19 protein-coding genes are annotated in these 23,704 nt (G+C 70.7%); 7 read left to right on the forward strand and 12 right to left on the reverse strand.

The window, feature by feature from the left end; translation table 11 throughout:
- Positions 1-73 precede the first annotated feature (73 nt).
- From IEY63_RS02380 to ispH, 4 genes are all read right to left on the reverse strand, one after another.
- The gene (locus IEY63_RS02380) at positions 74-355 is read right to left on the reverse strand and encodes a hypothetical protein (protein WP_189067352.1); all 282 of its coding nucleotides are present in this window, start codon (positions 353-355) and stop codon (positions 74-76) included.
- Positions 356-416: 61 nt separating this feature from the next.
- On the reverse strand, positions 417-1,220 hold the full coding sequence (locus IEY63_RS02385; protein WP_189067353.1) for a [LysW]-aminoadipate kinase: 804 nt from the start codon (positions 1,218-1,220) through the stop codon (positions 417-419).
- Positions 1,221-1,264: 44 nt separating this feature from the next.
- A complete protein-coding gene (locus IEY63_RS02390) occupies positions 1,265-1,594 on the reverse strand; it encodes a DUF1294 domain-containing protein (protein WP_229784427.1) in 330 nt (109 codons plus the stop codon).
- Positions 1,595-2,590: a 4-hydroxy-3-methylbut-2-enyl diphosphate reductase gene (gene ispH, locus IEY63_RS02395; protein ID WP_189067354.1), complete on the reverse strand. Its 996-nt coding sequence runs from the start codon at positions 2,588-2,590 to the stop codon at positions 1,595-1,597.
- 191 nt (positions 2,591-2,781) lie between these two features.
- Here ispH and IEY63_RS02400 point away from each other — a divergent pair, with 191 nt between their 5' ends.
- Positions 2,782-3,216, forward strand: a complete 435-nt coding sequence (locus IEY63_RS02400) for a hypothetical protein (RefSeq protein WP_189067355.1) — start codon at positions 2,782-2,784, stop codon at positions 3,214-3,216.
- Between the two features lie 11 nt (positions 3,217-3,227).
- Here the strand turns inward: IEY63_RS02400 and IEY63_RS02405 are convergent, their stop codons facing one another.
- The 5 genes from IEY63_RS02405 to IEY63_RS02425 form a co-directional block, all read right to left on the reverse strand.
- Positions 3,228-4,691, reverse strand: coding sequence for a phospholipase D-like domain-containing protein (locus IEY63_RS02405; protein ID WP_189067356.1), 1,464 nt, complete (start codon positions 4,689-4,691; stop codon positions 3,228-3,230).
- Positions 4,692-4,854: 163 nt separating this feature from the next.
- Positions 4,855-6,528: a glycerol-3-phosphate acyltransferase gene (locus IEY63_RS02410; RefSeq protein ID WP_189067357.1), complete on the reverse strand. Its 1,674-nt coding sequence runs from the start codon at positions 6,526-6,528 to the stop codon at positions 4,855-4,857.
- A 79-nt stretch (positions 6,529-6,607) separates the two neighbouring features.
- Positions 6,608-7,330 (reverse strand): DUF4388 domain-containing protein, encoded by a 723-nt coding sequence (locus IEY63_RS02415; protein ID WP_229784428.1) that lies wholly within the window; start codon positions 7,328-7,330, stop codon positions 6,608-6,610.
- 36 nt (positions 7,331-7,366) lie between these two features.
- On the reverse strand, positions 7,367-8,848 hold the full coding sequence (locus tag IEY63_RS02420; RefSeq protein WP_229784429.1) for an NAD(P)H-hydrate dehydratase: 1,482 nt from the start codon (positions 8,846-8,848) through the stop codon (positions 7,367-7,369).
- Between the two features lie 67 nt (positions 8,849-8,915).
- Positions 8,916-9,728, reverse strand: coding sequence for a tetratricopeptide repeat protein (locus IEY63_RS02425; protein WP_189067358.1), 813 nt, complete (start codon positions 9,726-9,728; stop codon positions 8,916-8,918).
- 170 nt (positions 9,729-9,898) lie between these two features.
- Here IEY63_RS02425 and rsmA point away from each other — a divergent pair, with 170 nt between their 5' ends.
- Together rsmA and IEY63_RS02435 are read left to right on the forward strand one after the other, a co-directional pair.
- Positions 9,899-10,837 carry a 16S rRNA (adenine(1518)-N(6)/adenine(1519)-N(6))-dimethyltransferase RsmA gene (gene rsmA, locus IEY63_RS02430; RefSeq protein ID WP_189067359.1) on the forward strand — a complete coding sequence of 313 codons (939 nt, stop codon included), beginning with the start codon at positions 9,899-9,901 and terminating at the stop codon, positions 10,835-10,837.
- 70 nt (positions 10,838-10,907) lie between these two features.
- Positions 10,908-11,909, forward strand: coding sequence for a carbohydrate kinase family protein (locus tag IEY63_RS02435; protein ID WP_189067360.1), 1,002 nt, complete (start codon positions 10,908-10,910; stop codon positions 11,907-11,909).
- Between the two features lie 89 nt (positions 11,910-11,998).
- Here the strand turns inward: IEY63_RS02435 and IEY63_RS02440 are convergent, their stop codons facing one another.
- Both IEY63_RS02440 and IEY63_RS02445 read right to left on the reverse strand, forming a co-directional pair.
- Entirely contained in the window at positions 11,999-13,183 is a 1,185-nt protein-coding gene (locus IEY63_RS02440) for an AI-2E family transporter (protein ID WP_189067361.1), read from the reverse strand.
- A gap of 72 nt (positions 13,184-13,255) precedes the next feature.
- Positions 13,256-15,472 carry an ATP-dependent helicase gene (locus IEY63_RS02445; RefSeq protein WP_189067362.1) on the reverse strand — a complete coding sequence of 739 codons (2,217 nt, stop codon included), beginning with the start codon at positions 15,470-15,472 and terminating at the stop codon, positions 13,256-13,258.
- Positions 15,473-15,581: 109 nt separating this feature from the next.
- On the opposite strand from IEY63_RS02445, the gene mntE reads away from it, so the two are divergent.
- The 4 genes from mntE (at position 15,582) to IEY63_RS02465 (ending at position 21,073) form a co-directional block, all read left to right on the forward strand.
- Positions 15,582-16,505: a manganese efflux transporter MntE gene (mntE, locus tag IEY63_RS02450; RefSeq protein ID WP_189067363.1), complete on the forward strand. Its 924-nt coding sequence runs from the start codon at positions 15,582-15,584 to the stop codon at positions 16,503-16,505.
- A 128-nt stretch (positions 16,506-16,633) separates the two neighbouring features.
- Positions 16,634-19,696 (forward strand): formate dehydrogenase subunit alpha, encoded by a 3,063-nt coding sequence (gene fdhF, locus IEY63_RS02455; protein ID WP_189067364.1) that lies wholly within the window; start codon positions 16,634-16,636, stop codon positions 19,694-19,696.
- Between the two features lie 28 nt (positions 19,697-19,724).
- Entirely contained in the window at positions 19,725-20,228 is a 504-nt protein-coding gene (locus IEY63_RS02460; protein WP_188842867.1) for a helical membrane plugin domain-containing protein, read from the forward strand.
- Between the two features lie 47 nt (positions 20,229-20,275).
- A complete protein-coding gene (locus IEY63_RS02465) occupies positions 20,276-21,073 on the forward strand; it encodes a formate dehydrogenase accessory sulfurtransferase FdhD (RefSeq protein WP_189067365.1) in 798 nt (265 codons plus the stop codon).
- Positions 21,074-21,142: 69 nt separating this feature from the next.
- Here IEY63_RS02465 and IEY63_RS02470 read toward each other — a convergent pair whose 3' ends face one another.
- Positions 21,143-23,698, reverse strand: coding sequence for an excinuclease ABC subunit UvrA (locus tag IEY63_RS02470; protein ID WP_189067366.1), 2,556 nt, complete (start codon positions 23,696-23,698; stop codon positions 21,143-21,145).
- Positions 23,699-23,704 lie beyond the last annotated feature (6 nt).

A 23,704-nucleotide genomic window follows, 5' to 3' on the forward strand; every position in this document is an offset into this window, starting at 1 on the left:
TGGAAGGTCACCCCCGCAGCCTACCGCGCCCCTGGCGGACGGTGCCGGGTGCAGGGTCAGCTGCGCGGCCAGCTCAGCTGAACAGGGGGCCCAGGTCGGTCAGTCGTCCGGTCGGCTGCGCGAGCCCGAAGGAGTAGCTGCTGAACACACTGAGGAAGTCTCTGTGCGTGAGGTCGCGGGTCTGCCCGCTGGGGCCTGTCGCCTGCACCGTCTCGCCGCGCGCGGTGAGCCAGTACTCGCCGAGTTCGCGCACGCTGGCCTTGCGGCCCCGCCCGGTGGCGAGCAGGGCCGTGACGCGGTACTCGCGTCCGCCGCGTTCGTTGAGGAAGGTCAGGAGATCGGCGGGCGACAGCATGAGCGGGTCAGCATAGCGCAGCCGGAGGTGAGGCCGGGGCAGTCTCCTGTCCGCGCGGGCTTCAGGAGACGACGGTGCCCTGGCCGTTCAGGGCCGCGCTGACCGGCTCGCCGTTGCGCGCGTCACCGAAGATGACGCGCCTCACGCCGCCCTGCACAGCCTCAGCCGCGCCGAGCACCTTCTTCTTCATGCGGTCCTGCGCGAATTCCAGGTAGTGTTCCACGTCTGCGGCGGGAATCTCGCGGATCAGGCTGGTCTCGTCGGGGTAGGCGCGCAGCAGGCCCGGCACGTTGGACAGCAGCAGCAGCGCGTCCGCCTTCAGCGCGACCGCCAGGGCGGCGGCGGCGCGGTCACCATCCACGTTGATCGCCACGCCGTCGTACGAGCTGGCGGGCGGCGTGAGGACCGGCAGGTACCCGCCAGCGAGCAGCAGGTCGATCAGGTGGGTGTTCACGCGTTCGACCGTGCCGGTGTGGTCGCCGCGCAGCACCTTGACCTTGCCGTTCTCGACGGCGCGCACCGAGTCCTTGTGTTTCCCCTCTAAGATGCGCCCGTCCAGGCCGCTGAGGCCGACGGCGTTCACGCCGAGTCGCTGGAGGCGTTCGACGATGCCCTTGTTCATCTTGCCGCAGTACACCATCTCGAAGATTTCCAGGGTCTGGCGGTCCGTGAAGCGGGAGGTGTACCCGCTGGGGCTGGTGACGAACTTCGGGGGATGCCCGAGGGCCTCAGCGACGCGGTTGGTCTCGCCGCTGCCGCCGTGGACGAGGATCAGGCGTTCCCCGGTCTTCCAGCGGGCGGCGATGTCGGCGCAGACGGCGTCGTAGTCGATTCCGGCGCTTCCGCCGACCTTCACAACAATCATGCGGGGCATCCTACCGCATGATAGGAAGAATGGTCAAAGGCTTATCAATTGAAAATGATGGGAATCAGGATCAACCCGGCCACGATCAGCACATCGGCCAGCGCCCAGGCCAACGCGATCCGGCGGAAGACCCCCTGGTACGCGACCTTGCGGGTCTTGTGCCGGAACCCCCGCTGCGCCAGCAACGAGCCCAGCCAGCCGCCCCGCGCCTCCAGAGCGTGCAACTGCCGCTCGGGAATCCGCGTGCGGCCCGCTTCAGACGCCAGCCCCTTGTCGCGCGCCATCGCCACGAAGGCGACCAGACCCCACACCACCTGCCACGCCAGAATCAGGCGCAGCAGCAGCGCCACTACGCCCTCCAGGGTGGACGGCACTTACTGCATGGTGCGCGGCAGCGCCTGGGTGGGCAGGATCTTGCGCGGCTCGCGGAACTCGATGTTCTCCCACTCACCCTCCTCAACGACCTCCAGGGCCGGGTTCAGCGCGCGGAAGTGCGCCACGACTTCCTGCACCAGATCGTCCGGGGTGCTCGCCGCGCTCGTGATGCCCACCGAGCGCACCACCGTCAGATCCACGCCCGCAAGGTCCGCCGCCGTCTCCAGCCGCACCGAACGGCCGCACTCAGCTGCGGCGAGTTCCAGCAGGCGCATCCCGTTGCTGCTGTGCGCACTGGTCAGGACCAGGAACAGGTCCACGTGCGGCGCGATCGCTTTCACGGCGTCCTGGCGGTTCTTCGTGGCGTAGCACAGGTCCTCGCTGGGCGGCACCACCAGCGCCGGGAAGCGCCCCTTGAGAATCTCGATGGTCCGCCGGGTGTCGTCCACGCTCAGGGTCGTCTGGGTGAGCACCACCAGCCGCTCCGGGTCCGGCACCTGCACTGTGTGCGGGTCGGCCAGTCCCTCGCCGGTCTTGCCCAGCACACCGACCACGATGGTCGCGTCGGGCGCCTCGCCGCGCGTCCCGATGACCTCCTGATGCCGGGCGCTGTCGCCGATCAGCAGGATCGCATAGCCCTCACGGGCGTACTTCTTCGCCTCGGTGTGCACCTTCGTGACCAGTGGGCAGGTCGCGTCGATCGTCGCCAAGCCCAGCGCGCGCGCCCGCTCGCGCACGGCGGGGCTGATGCCGTGCGCGCTGAACACCACGGTCTCTCCGCCCTGCGGCAGGGCGTCCACGCTGTCCAGGTCCTCCACGAAATGCACGCCGTACCCGGCTTCCAGGCGGTCCACGACCGTGTGGTTGTGCACGATGGAGTGGTACACCGTCACCGGTTTCTCTTCGGTCTGCGCGGCCTTCTCAACGGCCTGAATGGCCATCACGACGCCCGCGCAGAACCCGCGGGGTTTGGCCAGATGAATCCGCTCAATCATGGCACCCAGTGTAGAGTGCGGCCCACGCGCCAACCGTGCCCCCGCGTCCGCAGTGCACCCATTCGGCCAACTATCAGGTGACTGTCAGACAGTCAAGCCTATCTGTCCCTTAACGGGGGCAGTCTGCCCCACTTACGTGAAAAAACGCATCGGAATCCGGTGGGTCCTGCTCTTACACTGACCGTCAAGTTATGACTGTCGCGGCCTTCGTGCACCCCTTCAACACCACCCAGTCGGTGTTGGTCTGCCGAGGCACGCACCTCGCCCCGGCCATGCAGGTCAAACTCATGACGCTGGCCGCCCGGGACGGCTACCAGATCGTGCTGGTCGGGCAGTGCACCCCGGAGGTGCAGCGGGCCCTGGGCCTGCCGACACCGGCGTTCACGCCTGAAGCCATGCGCGCCGACGTGGTTGCCGTCCCCAGTCCGCAGCACGCGCTGGCGCACGTGAGGTCCTCACCGCGCAACACCTTCCTGCTGCACGCGGTGGGCGAGGTCATCGGCGCGTACGCCGCGGTGCTCGAACGGCCGGGCGCCGCGGTCAGTGCGTCCCCCATGCCCGAGCGCCCGGTCATCCCGAATGCACCAGGCCGCCGGGTAGGCCTAGGCCGCCACGCCTCGACCTGACGGCCGCCAGGTCACGGGGACGTCCGGGTGACCCGGGACAGCCAGCGCTCCTGCGGGACGGGCACACTGCCCGTCGTCCACGCCTGCTGAAAACTGCGGTCCTGCTCGGCGACGGCGGCCGCGTTCCCGGTCGCTAGGGCTGCCTCGGCCAGCCCGGCGCTGCCCCAGGCGCTGAAGTGGAAGTTCATGCTGCCCACCACGACCAGCATGTGATCCACGGTCATGACCTTGCTGTGCATCTTGAAGGTGGTGTACCGCGCCTCAAAGCGGTCCTCCAGGCCCCGGCGGCGCAGCTCACGGCGCAGCAGGGCCACGCCGGTGCGGTTGGCGGGCCGGCCGAACCCGTAGTCCACGACCAGCAGCCGCACGTGAACGCCGCGCTCTGTCGCGGCGAGTAAAGCCGGGAAGTACACGGGCAGGCGCTCCAGCGGGCAGGAGTCCGGGTTCAGGTACCCGAACCAGCAGTCCAGCCCCGGGCTGAAGTCCGCCTGCATCAGGTCAATGCTGCGCTGCGCCGCGCCGATCAGGGCCAGGTGCGCGCGGTCCGCGAAGTCCTCCCCGGCCGTGCGGCGGTACAGCACGAACGCGTGGTCAGCACCGGCCGTCACGGCGCGGGCGGCCAGCCCAGGATGAGAGGGCGCCGGCGCCGGTCCCAGCACACACTCGCGGCTCACGGCGTCCGGCAGCACGTCTGGCGGGCAGTGCAGTTCATCACTGTGCCGCCACAGGTCATCGAAGGCCGCCACGCCCTCCTGAGCGGCCGGGCCCCGCAGGCGCAGGCCCGTGTCGTGCAGGGCCAGTCCGCCCGGCTCGCCCAGCGGCAGGTGCCACGCAGTGAAGTTGTAGCCACTCACGGTCAGGTCCTGCCCATCAATGACGTGCAGCTTCACGTGACTGTGCGGCAGGTACGCGTAGTTCAGCAGGGTCAGCGTCCAGCGGGCGCCCGGATCGTTCAGGGGCACGCCGGCCCCGCGCAGCGCCCGTGCCAGCCCCAGAATCTGCGACGTGCCGTCCGGGTCGTCCAGCTGCGGGTAATTGCCCAGCAGCACGCGGATCGTCATGCCCTGCGGGTACGCGGCTGGGTCTGCCTGCACGCGCGCGTACAGGTCGCGGGCGGCCTGCACGAACGTCGCCCCGGGCCGCCCGGGTTCACTCTCCCATTCCATGCTGGTCAGCAGCACCTCGGCCCGGGCGCCCTGCATCTCCTGCGCCAGGATCTCGAAGGCGTCCTGCGGGGCGTCCAGGTCGCGGGGCGTCCTCACGAAGCCCAGCACCTGATTGCCGCAGGACAGGTCCGGCCCACCCCGCGCGCGGTCCAGGTCCCACAAGGCGCGCTCCAGCGGGGCAGCCGGAGCGTCGCAGGGCTGAGGGGCGGGCGTGGCCGGCAGCGCCGCCGGGCCTAGGAACAGGGGGAGGCGCGCGGCGTGTGCCCCGGCCGTGAACAGCAGGGCGAGGAGCAGGGCGGGGACACGCATCTGTCCGGCAGGCTAATGCGGCAGCACGCCGTCATTTACCGGTTCTGCGTGAGAGTTCTGAACCGACCCTTGAGACAGCGGGCTCCGCGGGGGGCAACGGCAGAAGGGGGCACCAGCCGACCGGCCCGCGCCCCCCTCCTCCCAGTGGTCCTGGAGTGCAGGGTCAGTCCACGACCTGGAAGCCCAGCTGCTCTGCCTGCTCGACAAAGAAATTGATGTTCTCCGTGAGGGTCTGCGGGCCCAGGCTCTTGCGGTGGTGTTCACCGGTTGCGGCGATGATCAGCGTCTCCGCGAGGCAGGCGGGCACCTGCCCCTCGCCGAATTGCAGGTCGATGTTGCTGGTCATGCCGCCGGGCGGCCGCACCACGCCCCCCGGAATGACCCGCACGCCGGGCAGGGCCAGGACGCTGTCGTCCACGTCGGCGGGTCGGCCCTCGTCGAAGATCCACGCGCCGGGCTTGACGTGCTGCGGGAAGATCACGGGGTTCGGGTCGCTGGTCGCCGTGAAGATCAGGTCAGCGTCCCGCAGCGTGTCGTAGCTGGTGGTGCAGATGATCTCGGTGTCCTTCGCGGCGCGGCGCAGGGTGGCGGCGCTGCGCTCGAGGCGCTCGGCGTCCCGGCCGATCATGATGAGTTTGGCCACCTGCGGCGCAATGGTCCGCGCGATACCGAACGCCACGACGCCGTTCGCGCCGACCACCGCGGCGGTCGCGTGCTTCAGGTCACGGCTCTCCGCCGCGAAGTGCTCCAGGATGCCGGGGATGGCCGCCTTGATCGTGCCGGACGTGTACGCCCCGCCGTTCGTGATGGTCAGTTCCGGCACGGCGGCCTGAACGTCAACGCCCTTGTTCCCCACCACGGACCAGAACGCGCCTAGCCCGAACACCTCCGCCCCGAGTTCCTGCGCGAGGCGCGCGCCCTCGATGGCGCGGCGGGTGGCGAGCTCCGGGTTGTCCCGGAACACGTCGGGCAGCAGGGGGCTGGACAGCAGGTAGCAGCGGATGCTCTTGCCGTCCACCGTGCGGATGCCGTGCAGTTCACCGATCTTCATGGGCCGCAGGCTCTCGGCCATCTGCCGGACGCCTCGCTCGGAGACGAGGCCCTTCTCGACCAGCGGGCGCAGCCACGCAAACCGCCGGGCGCTCCAGAAGTTCTCGACGGTCATGGGGTGAATCATGAATGCGGCGACGACCTCGTCACTGCGGCGGCCCGCGAGCGGGACAGCCTCGCCCAGGCGGGGTTCGGTGCCGTCCAGCATGCGCCCGATGTTCTCCTTGAAGCGCCACGCGGCGGCGACCATCAGGGCCAGCGCGGCCAGCTTAGCGGCCGTGCCGAGCGGCTGTGTGGCCACCGCCAGCGTGAAGGCCGTGAGGCCCGCCAGGGTTGCCGCGCTCACGTACCCCCAGAAGCCCGCCACGCCCGCGTACACCAGGACGGGCAGGGCGCACACCCACAGGGGCAGCGTGCCCGTCACGGCCAGTCCGGCCAGCACGCCCAGCAGCACGAGGTTGCCCCGCCCGCGCGGTGGCGTCTCGCCGTACAGGAACCTGGGGGGGTTCAGGTGCCCCAGGTACGCCGCGAACGCCGCCATCACGGTCACCTCGCTGAGGTTCAGGCTGGCGGCCATGAGGACCGCCAGGAAGCCCTTGGCCGCGTCAAGCAGGGCGGTCAGGGCGGCCAGTTGCGGCCCGACGCGGTACAGGACATTCTCCACGCCCAGGTTGTGTGGGTTGTTGACGCGGACGTTCACGCCCGCGCGGGACAGGACGGCGTGCCCGAGGGGCGCGCTACCCGTGAGGAACGCCACGAGCAGCAGCAGGGCCGAGAGAAACAGCATGCCGCGCATTCTACGGCACGGCGGCGCGACCGCCCTGCCCCGCAGGTCAGGTGCCGGAGCGGATCAGGCGCGGATCGGATCAGGCGGGCGGCAGGTGCCGGTGTTCCCAGACCAGGTCCCGCATGACCCAGCCGCTCCCGGCGAAGCGCAGACCCAGCCGCAGTTCTCCCAGCAGGTACTCGCGCACGTCCTTCAGGCTGCTGCCCGCATCGACCGCGTCGGCCAGCGTGCGGTTGCCGTCCAGCAGGCGCGCCACCGGGTGCAGCGCGGCCCGCTGCCCGGCCGGTTGCAGTTTCAGCCGGGCCCACTCGTAGCGGCCAGTCGGACTGAGTTTGCCCTCTCGGACGGCCTGCGCGACCGTCTGCGCCACCTCGAACAGGGGCAGTTCCACGTCACGGGCCACGGCGCGGATGGACCGGCCGGTTGGGTCGTCGAACATGGGCACGCGGCCCTGGAACACCTGGCTGGGGCTGCCGATCACGGCGCACATCTGGTCCCACTCATCACTGATGCGCGCCCAGTCGGTCGAGAAGTGCCCGTACGGCGCCAGGGGCGCGCCCGTCACGGGTCTGGCCTCGAAGCGGAAGGTGCCGGATTCAGCCAGGATCGGGCTGGCGTGGATGGCTTCCGTACCCAGCCAGTCCAGGATCCCGCCGGAGATGACCTCGCCGTTCATGAAGGCCACGGTGAAGGGCACGTCGGATTGAACGTCGAGCACGCCCGTCTGACGGCTGGTGTGAATCAGTTCCAGGACGCCCATCAGGGGCACATCGCTGAGCAGACCTTGCATGAATGTCTGCACGCTATCACCTCGGCGTCAGGCGCCGTTGGGACGAGGTCATACACCCGGCAGGTGAGCTGACCCGCCCCGCAGGTCCATCCAGGCCCGCCCGAGTTCCCCGGCGACGTCCGTGGCACCCAGACCGTACGCGAACTGTTCCGCGGCCCGCTCGCCGGCGCGGGCATGCAGGCGAACGCCCACCCGCGCGGCGTCCCAGGTGCTCAGCCCCTGCCCCAGCAGGGCCGCCAGAACGCCGCTGAGCGTGTCGCCCATTCCGGCACTGGCCATGCCCGGGTGCCCGCCGCGCGACACGCTCAGTTCCCCCGCCCGCGCCACGACGCTCGGGCCGCCCTTCAGGATGACCACGCCGCCCAGCCGCTCCTGCAGGGCGCGCGCGGCACCGATCGGATCGCGGGTGATGTCGGGCGTGGGCAGGCCCAGCAGCCGGGCGGCCTCGCCGGGATGGGGGGTCCACAGGCAGGCCGCGTGGCCGTGACCGCTCAGTTCCGGCTGGAGGGCGTCGGCGTCCAGCACGGTGGGCACCTGCCAGCGCAGCACCTCGCGGGCCAGGCTGGCTGCGTCCGGGCCGAGTCCCATGCCCAGCGCCAGCGCGTCCGGCCGCCGGTCCGGTGCCGTTCCGGCCAGGAAGGCCGGGAGGTCCGCGTGCCGGTGAATCATCAGTTCCGGCGTGACCAGGGGCAGGTCCACCGCGGCGTGCAGCGTCACGAGGCCCGCACCTGCCCGCAGCGCGCCCAGGCCGGCCAGGGCCGGGGCGCCCACCGTACCCGCGTGCCCCCCCACGATCCACACCCGGCCCGCCACGCCCTTGTGCGCCCCGGCGGAGCGGACCGGCAACAGGGGCGCCAGGTCAGCGTCGTCTGGCTGCGCCGCGACCTCCAGGTCACTCAGCCAGTCGGGCGGCACGGTCAGCGGGGCCAGCACCACCTGACCGCAGCGCGCCGCGGCCTCCCAGAACAGCAGGGCCGGTTTCAGGGCAGCGAACGTGACAGTGACGTCCGCCTGCACGCTCGGGCCAGGTGGGTCCGCGCGCGTGGCGTCTAGGCCACTGGGCAGATCAATGGCCAGCACGGGCACGCCACGGGCCCGGGCGGCCGAGACCGCCTCCAGTACCGCCGCCAGCGTGTCGCGGACCGGTGGGCGGAACCCGGTGCCAAGCAAGCCATCAACCAGCACCGTATCCCTGGCCGCGCGGGACAGGGCGGCGGCACTCAGGGGCCGGGTGTCGCCCCCCACGGCCTGCCAGCGCCGGCGGTTCAGCCGGGTCAACGGGTGCGTGGAGGGCCGGGCCAGCACGCGGGCGGCCCGCCCCTGGGTCAGCAGGTGCCGCGCCGCGACGAAGGCGTCCCCCCCGTTGGCGCCGCCCCCGGCGAGCAGCAGTACCTGACCCTGCGGCCAGTGGCGCTGCACTTCGGCCGCCACGGCGCGCCCCGCGTCCTCCATGGCCAGGTCCAGCAGGCGCGCCCGCTCCAGCCGGGCATCAAGTTGGCGAACCCCGTCTGGCGTCAGGATGGGCGTCATGCGGACCCGCCGCCCGTCACGGGGCGGGCTGGGTGCCCCGCTGGGCCGGTCACGCCCGACCTGGCATTCAGGTGCCGGGGCCGCGCAGGGCCAGGAACACGATCAGGAGGAGCGCGGCGATCACGACCACCCGCGCGTACTTCAGGACGGGCCGCCGGGCGAACTGTTCCTTGACCTCGGCCTGCGTGTCCTCGCGCGAGCGTTTCATGGCCAGCCGCTGCGCCTGCCGGATGGACCGGACGCCCTCGGCCACTCGGCCCTGGCGGCGCACCGAGACGCCCAGGTTGTGGTGGCCGCCGTCGTACTCGGGCGCCATCTGGATCACCTCGCGGTACGTCTGTTCCGCCTGGGCGAAGTGGCCGGCTTCCATGTCCAGGTTGCCCAGGTTCGTCAGCGCGCGGTAGTGGCCGGGATCGGCTTCGCGGGCGGCGCTGAAGACCTCGCGGGCCTGCGCCTCGTGGCCCAGCATGGCCTGAAGGACGCCCTGCGCGTTCAGTGCCTCTGCCCGCGTCAGCGGCTGCGCGAGCGCCCCGGCGAGCCGATTGGCCAGGGCGTCCGGGTCGGATTCGCGCTGACTGCCTTCCAGGGCGTGCAGCGCCTCGATCAGGGCGTCCGGCTGCACGTACAGGCGCAGTTCCGCGCCCACGTCACCGGGCAGGCTGGCGGCCACCTCCCGGTATGCCTGCAGCCGGTTGCGGGCGGCCACGTACCGCCGGGCGCGGATGTCGTCCTGCACGGCGTGAATGGTCTGCAGGGCGTCAATGACGTCCACGTCGGCCCCCTGCGCGTTGGCGGTGGCGGCGGCGCGGCGCCACTCTCCGGCGCGGACGAGGTCCAGCAGCAGAGGGGGGGCCGGCGCGGCGGGCGCGTCCAGCGTCACGGGCGTCCCCGCACGGGGAGGGGCGGCAGGTGCAGCGCGAAGCGGAAACTCACGCCCCGAGTATACTGACGTGTTCCCGGCGCGCCCGCAGCGGCGCTCACCGTTGCCGCGCAGGTCCCCGGACCTCAGCCTCCATTCCCCGACACCCGGCCCCGGAGGGCCGCTGCCGCATGTCCCGAAACGCCAGTCGACCCCGCCGAGCCACCCCCCGCCGCACCGATCCGGGCCGCCCCCAGCCGGGCCGCGCCGGCACCACGTCCCAGGAGCCCGAACGGGACCTGAGCGCCGCGCCGCTGTACTCCCCGGCGCGCGTGCGGGACCTGCTGGACCGCCACGGCCTGAAGCCCACCAAGAGCCTGGGGCAGAACTTCCTGATTGACGGGAACATCCTGCGCGCCATTGCCGAGGCGGGCGGCGCCGCGCCCGGCGTGCCCGTCCTGGAGATCGGCCCCGGGCTGGGCGTCCTGACCCGCGAGATCGCCTCGCGCGGCGCGCAGGTCACGACGCTGGAAAAAGATGAGCGGCTGCGGCCCGTGCTGGCCGAGACGCTCGACGGCCTGGACGTGCAGGTCGTGTGGGGCGACGCGCTGGACTTCGAGTACGCCACGCTGCCGCAGGGCACGCGGGTGATCGCGAACCTGCCGTACTACATCACGGGTCTGCTGCTGTCGCGCTTCATGCGCGCGCCCGGCATCGTGTCCGCGACCGTGCTGGTGCAGAAGGAGGTGGGGCAGCGCCTCGCCGCGCGGCCCGGCGAGGAGAACTACGGCTTCCTGAGCGCCATTGCCGCGCTGTACGGCAGCGTGCAGCACGTGCGGGACGTGCCCAAGGGCGCGTTCCTGCCCGCCCCGGACGTGACGAGCGCCGTGATCCGGCTGGATTTCGACCGCTCCCGCGCGGCCCCGGAACCCGAGTTCCTGGCGTTCGTGGAGAGCGCCCTGCACCACCGCCGCAAGACGCTGCGCAACAACCTGCGCCTGACGGGTATGGACGGCGACGCCATTGACGCCGCGCTGAGCGCCGTGAACCTGCGCCCGGACGTGCGGGCCGAGGACGTGTCCCTGGGTGACCTGCGTGACATGGCCGTCAAACTGGGCGTGATACGGTAACCGCAGTTAGGATCACCCCTTCTCACCGCCATTCAGGGCCGCCGCACCCGGCACCCCGGAGGACCCATCTGTGAAGTTCTACATCATCGGTGACGTGACCGTCGATCACCTCTACCACCTCGAACGCCTACCCGAGCCGGGTGAGGAAGTCACGCCGCAGCAGGCCAGCATGAAACCCGGCGGGGCCGGCGGCACCATGAGTGTCACCCTGGCCCGCCTGGGTCACGCTGTGACCCTCGCCGCGCGCGTCGGCGACGACCCGTTCGCCGAGTACGCCCTGAGCCGCGTGCGCGAGTGCGGCGTCAACGAGAGCGCCATCCAGCGCGATCCCAGCCGCATCACCAGCACCATCACGGTCATGCAGACCAGCGGCGGGGAGCGCGCCATGATCAGCGACGGCGCCGCCAACCGCCAGCTGGACCCGGCCACCCTGAAGAAAAAGGACGTCGAGGCCGCCGACGCGCTCATCATCAACGCCTACGCCCTGATCGAGGGTCCGCAGCGGGACTACAGCCTCGCGGCCATCGAGGCGGCGCGCGGCGCGAAAACACCCGTCCCGGTCTTCATCGACCTGGGGACGGGCGCGGTCAACAAGGCCGGCACGACCCTGCTGGGCGACGTGATCGGCGCGGACTACCTGATGCTCAACCAGCACGAGTTGCAGGCCCTGACGGGGACCAGTTCCATCAGCGCGGCGCTGGCGCAGCTGGGCCAGGCGGGCGCGCAGCGGGTCGTGGTGAAGGTCGGCAAGATGGGCTCGATCACCTGGACGCCCGACGATACTGAACTGGTCGACGCGTACCGGCCTGCCGGGAAGGTCGTGGATTCCACGGGCGCGGGGGATACCTTCACGGCCGTGTTCGCGCACGCCATTCTGGCCGGGGCCAGCATGGGCGGCGCCGCCCGCGCCGCGAACGCCGCCGGGGCGCTGGCCGCCACGGGCGTCGGCGCGCAGGAACGGTCCATCACGCATGAGGACCTCGCGGCGATCGTGCCGGAACTTGCGGCGGCCGCGCCCACTCCGGCCCCCGCGCCGAAAACCACCCGCAGCCGCAAGACGCCCGCCAGCTGATCCCGCGGCCCGCCTGAGCAGCGGACAGGAAACGGTGCGCCTCTGGATAATCAGAGGCGCACCGTTCTGCCGTGGTCCTGTCCGCCGCGTCAGCGGTCCGCAGCGGGCGCGGCGCCGCCGGACACGCCCCGGTACAGCGGACTGCGCAGCCAGTAGCGGTTCGTCCAGCGTTTGAGCAGGACCGCGCACGGAATGGCGAGGATGGCGCCCATCGCGCCGCCCAGCGCCAGTCCGGCCAGAATGGCGATCAGAATGCTGGCCGGGCCGATGCTGGTGCTGCGGCCCATGACCATCGGGCCGATCACGTTCCCGAGCAGCTGGTTGATGATGAAGTACAGCGCCGCGACCTCCAGCACCGTGGTGGTGCCCTGCGGGATGGCGAGCAGCATGGGTGGAATGGACGCCACGACGATCCCCACGTACGGGATGAGGTTCACAAACGCGCTCAGGATGCCCAGGGCCAGCGCGTTGGGGACCTTCAGGATCAGCAGGCCGGTCGTGGCGAGCGCCGCGCAGGCGAGGGCTGTGATGACCGTGCCGCGCAGGTACATGCCGAAGCTGTCACTGACGTCCTCGGCCAGTTGCAGCACGGTCGGCTGCCACGTGCGCGGGAAGAGTTTCAGCAGGCCCGCGCCGAAGGTGTTGTACTCGAACATGAAGTACATCGCGAGCGTCAGCAGCAGTCCCAGCTGTCCCAGCCAGCCGACCAGGCTGGACAGCGTGTCGAGCACGTCCGGGCCGGAGTTCACGAGCCGTTCGAGCAGTGGCCCGGCGCCGTCGGTGAGGTTCCCGGTCTGCTTGTCGATGTACGCCGTGACGCTGGCCTTCAGGCCCGTCGTGCCTGGAATGCTGTCCAGGCGGTCCAGCAGCGAGTTGATGATCACCTTGAGGTTATGCGCGAGGTACGGCAGGCCGTCCACGAGGCCCCGGATCTGCGAGCTGACCGCGAACCACAGGAAGGTGAGCACCGCGGCCAGCAGCACGATGAGCAGCAGCACGCCCACGGCGCGCCCCACCCGGTGGCGTTCCAGCCAGGACAGGATCGGGTTCACCAGGAAGGCCAGCGCGTACGCGCCCAGGACGGTCACGACCACGCTGGCCAGGTGACTGAGGAGCCAGCCGCCCACCCGCAGCGCCGTGATGCCGACCAGAACGAAGATGACCAGCCGGAAGGCCGCGTACTGCCACAGGGTGCGCAGGAAGTCCTGAATGGACCCCGTGAATCGCCACGGGGCGGGCCGCTCGGGCGGCTGGGACGACTCGGTTAAGCTCACGGCCCTATCGTGACAGGTTCCAGATGGTGTGCGCCTCTACAGAAATCTTGGGATTTACGCCCCCAGGCGGATTCAGGCGGGACTGAGGTTCGCGAACTTCACGAGCAGCTTCTTGGTGCCTGCGGACGGGAAGTGCACGGTGACCTCCTGCCGGTCGCCGACGCCTGCCACGGCCAGCACCTGACCGTCGCCGAACTTGGGGTGCCTGACCTTCTCGCCGCCCCGGAAGGCCATCCCGGCGGTCATGGGGCTGGTGTTCTTCACGGCGCTGGGGGCGGGTACGGTCGGGCGGTACTGTTTCCAGGTCTTGGCGCGGTACTCAACGACCTGCCCGTACGGGTCGATGGTGTCGAAGTGGCCCTCGATCTCCTCCAGGAAGCGGCTGTCCTCGGCGGCGTTCGTCTTGCCGAACTGCATGCGGTTCTGCGCGGCCGTCAGGAACAGGCGTTCCATGGCGCGGGTGATGCCCACGTAGAACAGTCGGCGCTCCTCCTCGATGCCGCCCGCCTCGACCAGGGCGCCCTTGCTGGGCAGCAGGCCCTCTTCCGCCCCCACGATGAACACCACGGGGAATTCCAGGCCCTTGGCGTTGTGCATGGTCATCAGCGTGACGGCGTCCTCCGGGGCGCCCTTGTTCTCGGTCTTCGTGCGCATGTCGTCCACGCTGGACAGCAGCGCCGCGTCGTCCAGGAAGTCCGCGATGGTGCCCTCGTGCTCCTGTGCCCATTCCTGCGCGGCGTTGATGAGTTCGTCCAGGTTCTCCATGCGCACCTGGCCCTCCTGCCCCTCCTGGCGCAGCAGGTCGAGGTAACCGCTCGTCTCGATCACGAAGCGCAGGAACGGCGCAGGCTCGTAGTTCTCGGCGGCGTCCGCCATGGCCTCCATCAGGGCGGCGAACTCCACGGGCCGCGCCGCGCCGCGGTCGAGGATGCGGGACTGCTCGGCGTTCGCGCAGGCGGTTAGGAGGCTGGTGCCGTTCGCGCGGGCCCAGTCCATCAGTTTCACCAGGGCCGTGTCGCCGATGCCGCGTTTGGGCCGCCCGATGATGCGGCGCAGCGCCACGTCGTCACTCGGGTTGATGGCCAGCCGCGCGTACGCGAGGATGTCCTTGATCTCCCGGCGGTCGTAGAAGCCCACGCCGCCCACGATCTTCGCGGGGATCTGCACGCGCCGCAGTGATTCCTCCAGCACGCGCGACTGCGCGTTCGTGCGGTACAGGATTGCCATCTCGCTGAAGCGGCGGCCCTCCAGCGTGTGCAGGCGCGTGATCCACTCCGCGACGAAATCCCCCTCGGCGCGGTGGTCGGTCGCGCGGTGGAACACGACCGGGTGCCCGTCCTCCTTGACGGCCTTGAGGGTCTTGTCGAGGCGCTCGGCGTTGTTCTCGATCAGCTTGTTCGCGATGGTGAGCACGCGCGCGCTGGAGCGGTAGTTGTGTTCCAGCAGGTACACCTTCGCGTCGCGGTAGTCCTTCTGGAAATCCAGGATGTTCTGAATGTCCGCGCCGCGGAACTTGTAGATCGACTGGTCGGGGTCGCCCACGACGAGCAGGTTGCGGTCGCGGCTGGCAAGGAGGCGGGTCAGTTCGTACTGGGCCTTGTTGGTGTCCTGATACTCGTCCACGTGGATGAACTTCGCGCGGTTCTGCACGGCGTTCAGAACGGCAGGCACCTCCCGGAAGAGGCGGACGGTCTCGGTGATCAGGTCGCCGAAGTCGATGGCGTTCTGGCTCTTCTTACGCTGCTCGTAGCGGCGGTAGACCTCGCCGGCGGCCTCGCGGGGCACGCCGCTGATGTAGGGCTCGCCGCTGCGGGAGAGGTCTTCGGGGGTCAGGAGGTTGCTCTTGGCGCGGTCGAGGATGCCGCGCAGCACGCGGGGATTGGTGTCCGGGCCGATGCCAGGCACGCTGCCCATGACTTCCTTGAGAATGTCGAGCTGGTCGTCGTCGTCGTAGATGACGAAGCCGCGCCGCAGACCGATGTGTTCGCCGTAGGCGCGCAGGATGCGCACGCCGGCACTGTGGAAGGTACTCATCCAGAGTTTGTCGGCCCCGTCAATGAGGTGGCTGGCGCGTTCACGCATCTCGGCGGCGGCCTTATTGGTGAAGGTCACGGCGAGGATCTCGCCGGGCTGCACGCCGTAGTGGCCGATCAGGTGGGCGATGCGGTAGATGAGGGTGCGGGTCTTGCCGCTGCCGGCGCCCGCGATGACCAGGGCCGGGCCGGTGTAGTGGTCAGCGGCCTGGGCCTGGGTGGGGTTGAGCTGGGCAAGGAGGTCGGGCGCGGTCACCGAACGATTGTATCAGGACACGTTCTGCACAGGACAGAATCGGGGCATCCGGGGCTGTCCCTGGGTGGGGCACGGTGTTCGGCGCACCTAACCCTGCTACGCTCCGCCAGTGACCGTTCCCTCCGCCTCCCAGCAGTCCTCCCAGCGCGCCTCCAGGCTGGCGCTGGGGAGCATTCTCGTGGCCGTGGTGGTGCTGGGCCTGAAGTTCCTGGCCTACGTCCTGACCGGCAGCGTGGCGCTGTACTCGGACGCGCTGGAGAGCATCATCAACGTGGCCGCGGCCGTCGCGGCGTTCATCGCGCTGCGCGTCGCGGCCCGCCCGGCGGACGCCAACCACCCCTACGGTCACACGAAGGCCGAGTACTTCAGCGCGGTCGCCGAGGGGGTCCTGATCGTGCTGGCCGCCGCCGCCATCGTGCGCGAGGCCCTGCCGGTCCTGATGAACCCCGCCCCGCCGGAGGGCGGCACCGGGCTGATCGGTCTGGGCGTGAACCTGGGCGCCAGCGCCCTGAACGCGCTGTGGGCGACAGTGCTGCTGCGCCACGGGCGGGCGCTGCGCTCCCCGGCGCTGCTGGCCGACGGCAGGCACGTCATGAGCGACGTGGTGACCAGCGTGGGCGTGCTTGTGGGCGTGCTGGCCGCGCGCCTGACCGGGCTGTACTGGCTGGACCCGCTGCTGGCGGTGCTGGTGGCGCTGAACATCCTCTGGAGCGGGTGGCTGCTCGTGCGTGACAGCGTGGGCGGCCTGATGGACGCCGCGGTCGACACCGACACCGAGCGGCGCATCCGGGCGGCCATGAGCACGGCGGGGGCGGGCGCGCTGGAGATGCACGACCTGCGCACCCGGCACGCGGGGAGCCTGACGTTCATCGAGTTCCACATGGTGGTGCCGGGCGACATGACCGTCACGGAAGCGCACGCCATCTGCGACCGGCTGGAGGACGCCATCCGGGAAACCACGCCCGACTGCTCGATCAACATTCACGTGGAACCGGCGGACAAGGCCAAGCATCACGGCGTCCTGGTGCTGTAAATCGTCCTGCAGCGCGCTGGCCCGGCCTGTCCTGCGCGGGGCCAGTTGCATGAACCGTACATGCAGCAGTGATTACGGCCGCGTTCCAGGGGCGCGCCTATACTCGCCGGGGTTTCAAGGGAGGACGTATGGGCGAACTGGACGTGCCGAACGACGCGCACATCCGCAGCGAGGTGGGGCCGACCCGGCCGCCGCGCGGGGCGCAGGTGCAGGTCATGGTGGACGGGGCCGCGCAGGCCGCGTGGGTGGGCGAGCCGCTGGTGGACGTGATCAACCGCGCGCAGATCGAGCTGGCGCAGGTGTGTTACCACCCGCAGCTGGGCCCCCTGCAGACGTGTGACACCTGCGCGGTCGAGATCGACGGCGTGCTGGGGCGCGCGTGCGGGACGCCGGTACGGGCCGGGATGGTGGTGCGCACGCAGACGAACGCGGCGCGCACGGCGCAGCGGGACGCGTACGACCGGATCGTGGCGAACCACGACCTCTACTGCACGGTGTGCGACAACAACAACGGGAACTGCACGGTGCACAACACGCTGGGCGTGCTGGGCATCGACCACCAGACCCGGCCCTTCCAGCCCAAGGGCTTCGAGAAGGACATGAGCAATCCCTTCTACCGCTACGACCCGGATCAGTGCATCCTGTGCGGCCGCTGCGTGGAGGCCTGCCAGAACGTGCAGGTGAACGAGACCCTCACGATTGACTGGGAGGCGGAGCAGCCGCGCGTGCTGTGGGACGGCGGCAAACCCATCGGCGAGAGCAGCTGCGTCAGCTGCGGGCACTGCATTACGGTCTGCCCCTGCAACGCCCTGCAGGAGAAATCCATGCTGGGCGAGGCGGGGCTGTTCACCGGGATTCCGCTGCCGGTGTGGAACTCGGCGATTGACGTGGTCAAGGGCGTGGAGGCCAGCGCGGGCCTAAAGCCGATCATGAACGTCAGCGAGATCGAGTCGGCCGCCCGGGACCGCTACATCAAGAAGACGAAGACGGTCTGCACGTACTGCGGGGTGGGCTGCTCATTCGACGTCTGGACGGACGAACGGCACATCCTGAAGGTCGAGCCTGGCCTGGGGCACGCCAACGGCATCAGCACCTGCGTGAAGGGCAAGTTCGGCTGGGACTACGTGAACAGCGAGGACCGCCTGACCAGTCCCCTCATCCGCGACGGGGACCGCTTCCGCGAGGCGAGCTGGGACGAGGCGCTGGCGCTGGTCGCGCGGCGCTTCACCGAGATCCGCGCGGCGAAGGGACCCGACGCGTTGGCGTTCGTGGCGAGCAGCAAGGCCAGCAACGAGGAAGCGTTCCTGGTGCAGAAGTTCGCGCGTCAGGTGATCGGCACGAACAACGTGGACAACTGCTCGCGCTACTGCCAGTCCCCGGCCAGCAAGGGCCTGTCCCTGACGGTCGGGATCGGCGGGGACAGCGGGACCATCAAGGACATCGAGAACGCCAGTCTGGTGATCACGGTGGGCAGCAACACCGCCGAGAGCCACCCGGTGCTCGCCACCCGCGTGAAGCGCGCGCAGAAGCTGGGGCACACGCGGGTGATCGTGTTCGACATCCGCGAGCATGAACTCGCCCGCCGCGCCGACGAGTTCCACCGCCCGAACCCCGGCACGGACTTCGTGTGGCTGGCGGCCGTCAGCAAGTTCATCCTGGACAACGGTCTGGAGGACAGGGACTTCCTCCATGAACGCGTGAACGGCCTGGACGAGTTCCGCGCGTCCATTGAGGAGTACACCCTGGAACGTGCCGAGCGCGAGACCGGCCTGAGTGCGGCGACGTTGGAGGCCCTGGCGCGGCGCATCGCGGGCGAGGAGCGGGTGTGCATCCTGTGGGCGATGGGCGTCACTCAGCAGTGCGGCGGGACCGACACGAGCGCCGCGATCAGCAACCTGCTCCTGATCACCGGGAACTACGGCCGGCTGGGGACCGGCGCGTACCCGCTGCGCGGCCACAACAACGTGCAGGGTGCGTCGGACATGGGCGCGCAGCCGGACGCGGTGAGCGGCTACCAGCGGATCGATGATCCGTTCGCCGTGCAGCGCCACGAGCGCGAGTGGGGCGTCACCCTCCGCCCCGAACGCGGCCTGGACAACACGCAGATGATCGACGCGGCCATCCGCGGGGACCTGCGCGCCCTGTGGATCACGGGCGAGGAGATGAGCCTCACCGACGCGAACGCCAACCACCTCCAGGAGGGCTTCGAGGCGCTGGAGTTCCTGGTCGTGCAGGACCTGTACTTCACGAACACGGCGCGCTTCGCGGACGTGGTGCTGCCGGCGGCGGCGTCGCTGGAGAAGGAGGGCACCTTCACGAACACCGAGCGCCGCATCCAGCGGCTGTACGAGGTCATGCCGCCCCTGAAGGGCACGAAGCCCGACTGGCAGATCTACACGGCGGTCGCCGAGCGCATGGGCCACCGCTGGGGTTACACGCATCCCTCGGAGATCATGGCGGAGATCGCGCGCCTCACGCCGCACTTTGCCGGGGTGAGCTACGACCGCCTGGAGGGCTACGACACGCTGTGCTGGCCGGTCGCGGAAGACGGCACCGATCAGCCGCTGCTGTACACCGAGCGCTTCAATTTCCCCGACGGGAAGGCGCGCCTGTACGCCGGGGAGTACCGGCGCCGCCAGCAGGCCCCGAACGAGACGTACGACCTGCACCTGAACAGCGGGCGCATGCTGGAGCACTTCCACGAGGGGAACATGACCTTCCGCGTGGCGGGGATCGCCGCAAAGGCCCCGGACGCGTTCGTGGAGATCAGCCCCGAACTGGCCGCCGAGCGCAGCATCCAAAGTGGACAGTGGGTGCGACTGGTCAGCGAGCACGGCGCGGTGAGGCTCCAGGTGCTCGTGACCGGGCGGGTCAGTGGGAATCAGGTGTTCGTGCCCATGAACGCCCGCAAGGCGGAGGACGCCGTGAACCGCCTGACCGGCTCGCAGGGCGACGCGACCACGAACACCCCGGCGTACAAGGACACCCGCGTGCGGCTGGACGTGCTGCACGACGTGGGCCCCAACCCGCTGCCCGCCACGAACCCGCGCTGGGGGCACCCGACGCCGCAGCAGGGCGTGGAGGTCGAGCGCAAGTGGGCGCGGCCCGACTACGTGTTCCCGGGCGGGCTGCTGCCCATGCACGGCGACAGCCTGAACGCGCGCGCCGACGCGCTGGGCGCCGATGACTGAGCGTTTCACACCCACGGAGGAGTCCTGAATGGCGAAACCACTCGAATTCACGCCCCGCACGCCCACCCCGCAGGAGCAGCTGCACACCGAGGTGGCGGATTCCACCGAGGCGCTGCTCGCGGGCCTGCACCTGCTGCGGCAGCTGCACGAGCACGGCGTGCTGGACGTCGCGCAGAAGACCGTCCGGGGCGGCGAGGGCCTCACGGCGTCGCTGCTGCACATCCTGGGCGGGCAGAGCAGCACTGCCCTGCTCCGCAACGTGACGGAACTCGGCAAGACCCTCTCGGAACTCGATCCGGGCGAGGTCAGCGTGCTGGGGCACGCGGTCACGGTGGGCGTGCACGAGGGCGCGCGGCACGTCGCGTCCGGGAAGGGCATCGGCCTGGGTGAACTGCTGGGGCTGCTCAAGGACCGGGACGTGCAGGTGGCGCTCGGCGCGATCTTCGCGCTCCTCAAGGGCGCGGGGCGGGCGCTGCGCGAGGCCAATGAGGCCGTGCCGCAGACCGCGAATCAGGCCGAGGTGGGCCGCTGACCCCAGACGGCGGGCCGGGCGGGGAGGCGACGACCGGCCTCCCCGTCGTGCTGTGGCGGAGCGGGGCGCCAGCGGAGCGGGTGGACGCCGTGGCGGTCGAGGAACCGCTGGAACTGCGCCTGCACACGCCGGACGGCCCGCTGCCGCTGGGGGTGCTGATGCGCACGCCCGGCCACGACCGCGAGCTGCTGCTGGGCTGGCTGGTCTCCGAGGACCTGCTGCCTGAGGTCTTCACTCTGGAACCCGATCACGAGAACCGGAACGTATGGCACCTGCACACGCCGGACTTCGCGAGGCTCGCGGCGGGCGCGCGGCTGGCCGTGTCGTCCAGCGCGTGCGGGGTGTGCGGGTCGGGCAGCGTGGAGCGCCTGATGGCCCGCGCCTCTCCCCCATCCTGGGCGGGCGGGCCGCTGGACGTGGCGTGGCTCTCGGGCCTGCCGAAGGTGCTGGTGGCGGCCCAGCCGGGCTTCGCGGCAACCGGCGGCCTGCACGGCGCGGCCCTGTTCTCTCGGGACGGCACGCGGCTGGCGGCGTTCGAGGACGTGGGGCGCCACAACGCCGTGGACAAGCTGGTGGGCTGGGCGCAGGCGCAGGGCCGCCTCCCGCTGTCGGACGCCACGCTGGTGGTCAGCAGCCGCGCGGGCTTCGAGATCGTGCAGAAGGCCGTCACGGCTGGTGTGGCGGTGGTCGTCACGGTGGGCGCAGCGACCAGTCTCGCGGTGGACACGGCTGCGGCCTTTGGGGTGACCCTGTGCGGCTTCGCGCGCGGCGACCGGCTGACCGTGTACGCCGGAGCAGACCGGTTTCCGGACTTCCTCCAGACCAGTTCTTCTCCAACACTCTGAACGTCTCCGAGCCTGGTGTGGAGGTCCCGTGCGGCCTTCTCAGGAGTGGAGGCTGGCCAGGACCAGCGCTCAGGCCAGGGGGGCGGTGAGGCCTTTCAGGGCGCGGCGCAGGTACGGCGCGGTGCGGCTGTCCTTGGCCTGCGCGACCTGTTCGGGTGTGCCCTGCGCGACGATCCGCCCGCCGTCGTCACCCGCGCCGGGACCGAGGTCGATGACCCAGTCGCTGGCGGCGATCAGGCCCAGGTCGTGCTCGACGAGCATCACGGTGTGCCCGGCGTCCACGAGGCGGCGCAGCTGCGCGTGCAGGCGGTCCACGTCGCTGGGGTGCAGGCCGGTGGTGGGCTCATCCAGGAGGTACACGGTGTGGCCGCGCGTGGCCTTCTGGAGTTCCGAGGCGAGTTTCACGCGCTGCGCCTCCCCGCCGGAGAGTTCCGTGGCGGGCTGACCCAGCCGCAGGTACCCCAGGCCGACCTCCTGCAACGTGCTCAGGGCGCGTGCCACGGGGGGCTCGTCCGCGAACACGTCGGCGGCAGCGTCCACGGTCAGGTTCAGGACCTGCGCGATGTTCAGGTTCGCCCACGTCACTTCCAGCGTGCTGTCGTTAAAGCGCGCGCCGTGGCAGACGGGGCAGGGCGCGTATACGGACGGCAGGAACAGCAGTTCCACCATGACCCAGCCCTCACCCTGGCAGTGCTCGCAGCGGCCGCCCTTCACGTTGAAGGAGAAGCGGCCTGGCCGGTAGTGCCGCCGCCGGGCCAGGGGCGTGGCGGCGAACAGGGTGCGGACGTGGTCGAACAGGCCGGTGTACGTGGCGAGGTTGCTGCGTGGCGTGCGCCCGATGGGACTCTGCGTGACCTGCACCAGCCGCTTCACGCTGGCCACGTCGCCGCCCAGCGTGCCGCCGGTGGGCGCGGGCGCGTCGTCGGCGCTCAGCAGGTCGGCGGGGTCGGTGCTGCCCTCCGGTGCGGGCGGCGTGACGCCCAGGTGCGCGCCCAGCAGGTCCGCGAGGGCCTGGGTGATCAGGCTGGATTTCCCCGAGCCGCTCACGCCGGTCACGGCGGTCAGGACGCCCAGGGGCAGCCGCACGTTCAGACCTCGCAGGTTGTTGCGGGTCACGCCCTGCACCTCCAGCCAGCCCTGCGGCTCGCGCGGCGCCGGGCGGGGTGGGGTGGGCGGCGCGAAGAGGTGGCGCGCGGTCTGCGAGGCCGTCACGTCGCGCAGCCCCGCGGGTGGGCCGCTGTACAGCACCTCGCCCCCGCCCTTACCGGCGGCCGGGCCGACGTCCACGATCCAGTCGGCGTGGCGGATCACGGCGAGGTCGTGCTCGACCACGAACAGCGAGTTCCCCCCGGCCTTCAGATCATCCAGGGCGCCCAGCAGCGCCTCGGTGTCGGCGGGGTGCAGCCCGGCGGACGGTTCGTCGAGGACGTACACCACCCCGAACAGGTTCGAATACAGCTGGGTCGCCAGCCGCAGCCGCTGGAGCTCCCCGGGCGACAGGGTGGGCGTGCTGCGCTCCAGGGTCAGGTACCCCAGACCCAGGCGCCCGAGCACCTCGATCCGCGCGCACAGGTCGCCCGCGAGGCGGGTCAGGGCCAGCGCCTCCTCCTGCGGGCGGGGCGGGCCACCGGGGCGGTCCGTGTCCCCCCGGGCGGCGGGGGCCAGCAGCTCGGCGGCGCGGCTCAGCGGCAGGCGTGAGAAGTCCGCGATGTCCAGCCCGGCGAAGGTCACGCCCAGCGCCTCACGGGTCAGGCGTTTGCCGTGGCAGACGGGGCACTCGCGGATCACCATGAAGGACGCCGCGCGGCGCTTCATGCTCTCGCTGCCGCTGGTCGCGAAGGTGTGCAGCACGTGCCGCCGCGCGGACGTGAACGTCCCCATGTACGACGGTTCGGCGCGGCGCTTCAGGGCCCGGCGGGTCTCCTCGGGCGTGAAGCCGGGGTAGACGGGCACCTGCGGCTGCTCCTCGGTGAACAGGATCCAGTCGCGGTCGCGCTGCGGCAGATCCCGCCAGGGCGTATCCACGTCGTAGCCCAGCGTCACGAGGATGTCCCGCTGGTTCTGCCCGCCCCACGCGGTCGGCCACGCGGCGATGGCCCGCTCGCGGATCGTCAGGGACGGGTCGGGCACCATGCTTGCCTCGGTCACGTCGAAGACCCGCCCCAGCCCGTGGCATTCCGGGCAGGCGCCCTCGGGCGTGTTCGGCGAGAAGCCCTCCGCGTAGATGATGCCCTGCCCCTCGGGGTAGTCGCCCGCGCGGGAGTACAGCAGCCGCAGCACGTTGTTCAGGGTGGTCAGGCTGCCGACCGTGCTGCGCGCCGACGTCACGCCCCGCCCCTGCTGGAGCGCCACGGCAGGCGGCAGGCCCTCGATACGGTCCACATCCGGGGTGCCCAGTTGATTGAACAGCCGCCGCGCGTACGGCGACACGGAATCCAAGTAGCGGCGCTGCGCCTCCGCGTACAGCGTCCCGAACGCCAGGGACGACTTCCCGGAGCCCGACACCCCGGTGAACACCACCAGCGCGTCCCGGGGCAGGTCCACGTCCACGTTCTTCAGGTTGTGTTCCCGCGCGCCGCGCACCTGCACGAAACCGTCACGGGGGGTGGGGGCAGACCGGCTCATCCCGGC

The sequence above is a fragment of the Deinococcus radiotolerans genome, from assembly GCF_014647435.1.
Classification (GTDB): domain Bacteria; phylum Deinococcota; class Deinococci; order Deinococcales; family Deinococcaceae; genus Deinococcus; species Deinococcus radiotolerans.

Excerpts from the sequence above, each read along its gene's own strand:
- IEY63_RS02380 (WP_189067352.1), bottom strand. The coding sequence starts at position 355 with ATGCTGTCGCCCGCCGATCTCCTGACCTTCCTCAACGAACGCGGCGGA.
- IEY63_RS02385 (WP_189067353.1), bottom strand. The coding sequence starts at position 1,220 with ATGATTGTTGTGAAGGTCGGCGGAAGCGCCGGAATCGACTACGACGCC.
- ispH (WP_189067354.1), bottom strand. The coding sequence starts at position 2,590 with ATGATTGAGCGGATTCATCTGGCCAAACCCCGCGGGTTCTGCGCGGGC.
- IEY63_RS02400 (WP_189067355.1), top strand. The coding sequence starts at position 2,782 with ATGACTGTCGCGGCCTTCGTGCACCCCTTCAACACCACCCAGTCGGTG.
- IEY63_RS02405 (WP_189067356.1), bottom strand. The coding sequence starts at position 4,691 with ATGCGTGTCCCCGCCCTGCTCCTCGCCCTGCTGTTCACGGCCGGGGCA.
- IEY63_RS02410 (WP_189067357.1), bottom strand. The coding sequence starts at position 6,528 with ATGCTGTTTCTCTCGGCCCTGCTGCTGCTCGTGGCGTTCCTCACGGGT.
- IEY63_RS02420 (WP_229784429.1), bottom strand. The coding sequence starts at position 8,848 with ATGACGCCCATCCTGACGCCAGACGGGGTTCGCCAACTTGATGCCCGG.
- rsmA (WP_189067359.1), top strand. The coding sequence starts at position 9,899 with ATGTCCCGAAACGCCAGTCGACCCCGCCGAGCCACCCCCCGCCGCACC.
- fdhF (WP_189067364.1), top strand. The coding sequence starts at position 16,634 with ATGGGCGAACTGGACGTGCCGAACGACGCGCACATCCGCAGCGAGGTG.
- IEY63_RS02460 (WP_188842867.1), top strand. The coding sequence starts at position 19,725 with ATGGCGAAACCACTCGAATTCACGCCCCGCACGCCCACCCCGCAGGAG.
- IEY63_RS02470 (WP_189067366.1), bottom strand. The coding sequence starts at position 23,698 with ATGAGCCGGTCTGCCCCCACCCCCCGTGACGGTTTCGTGCAGGTGCGC.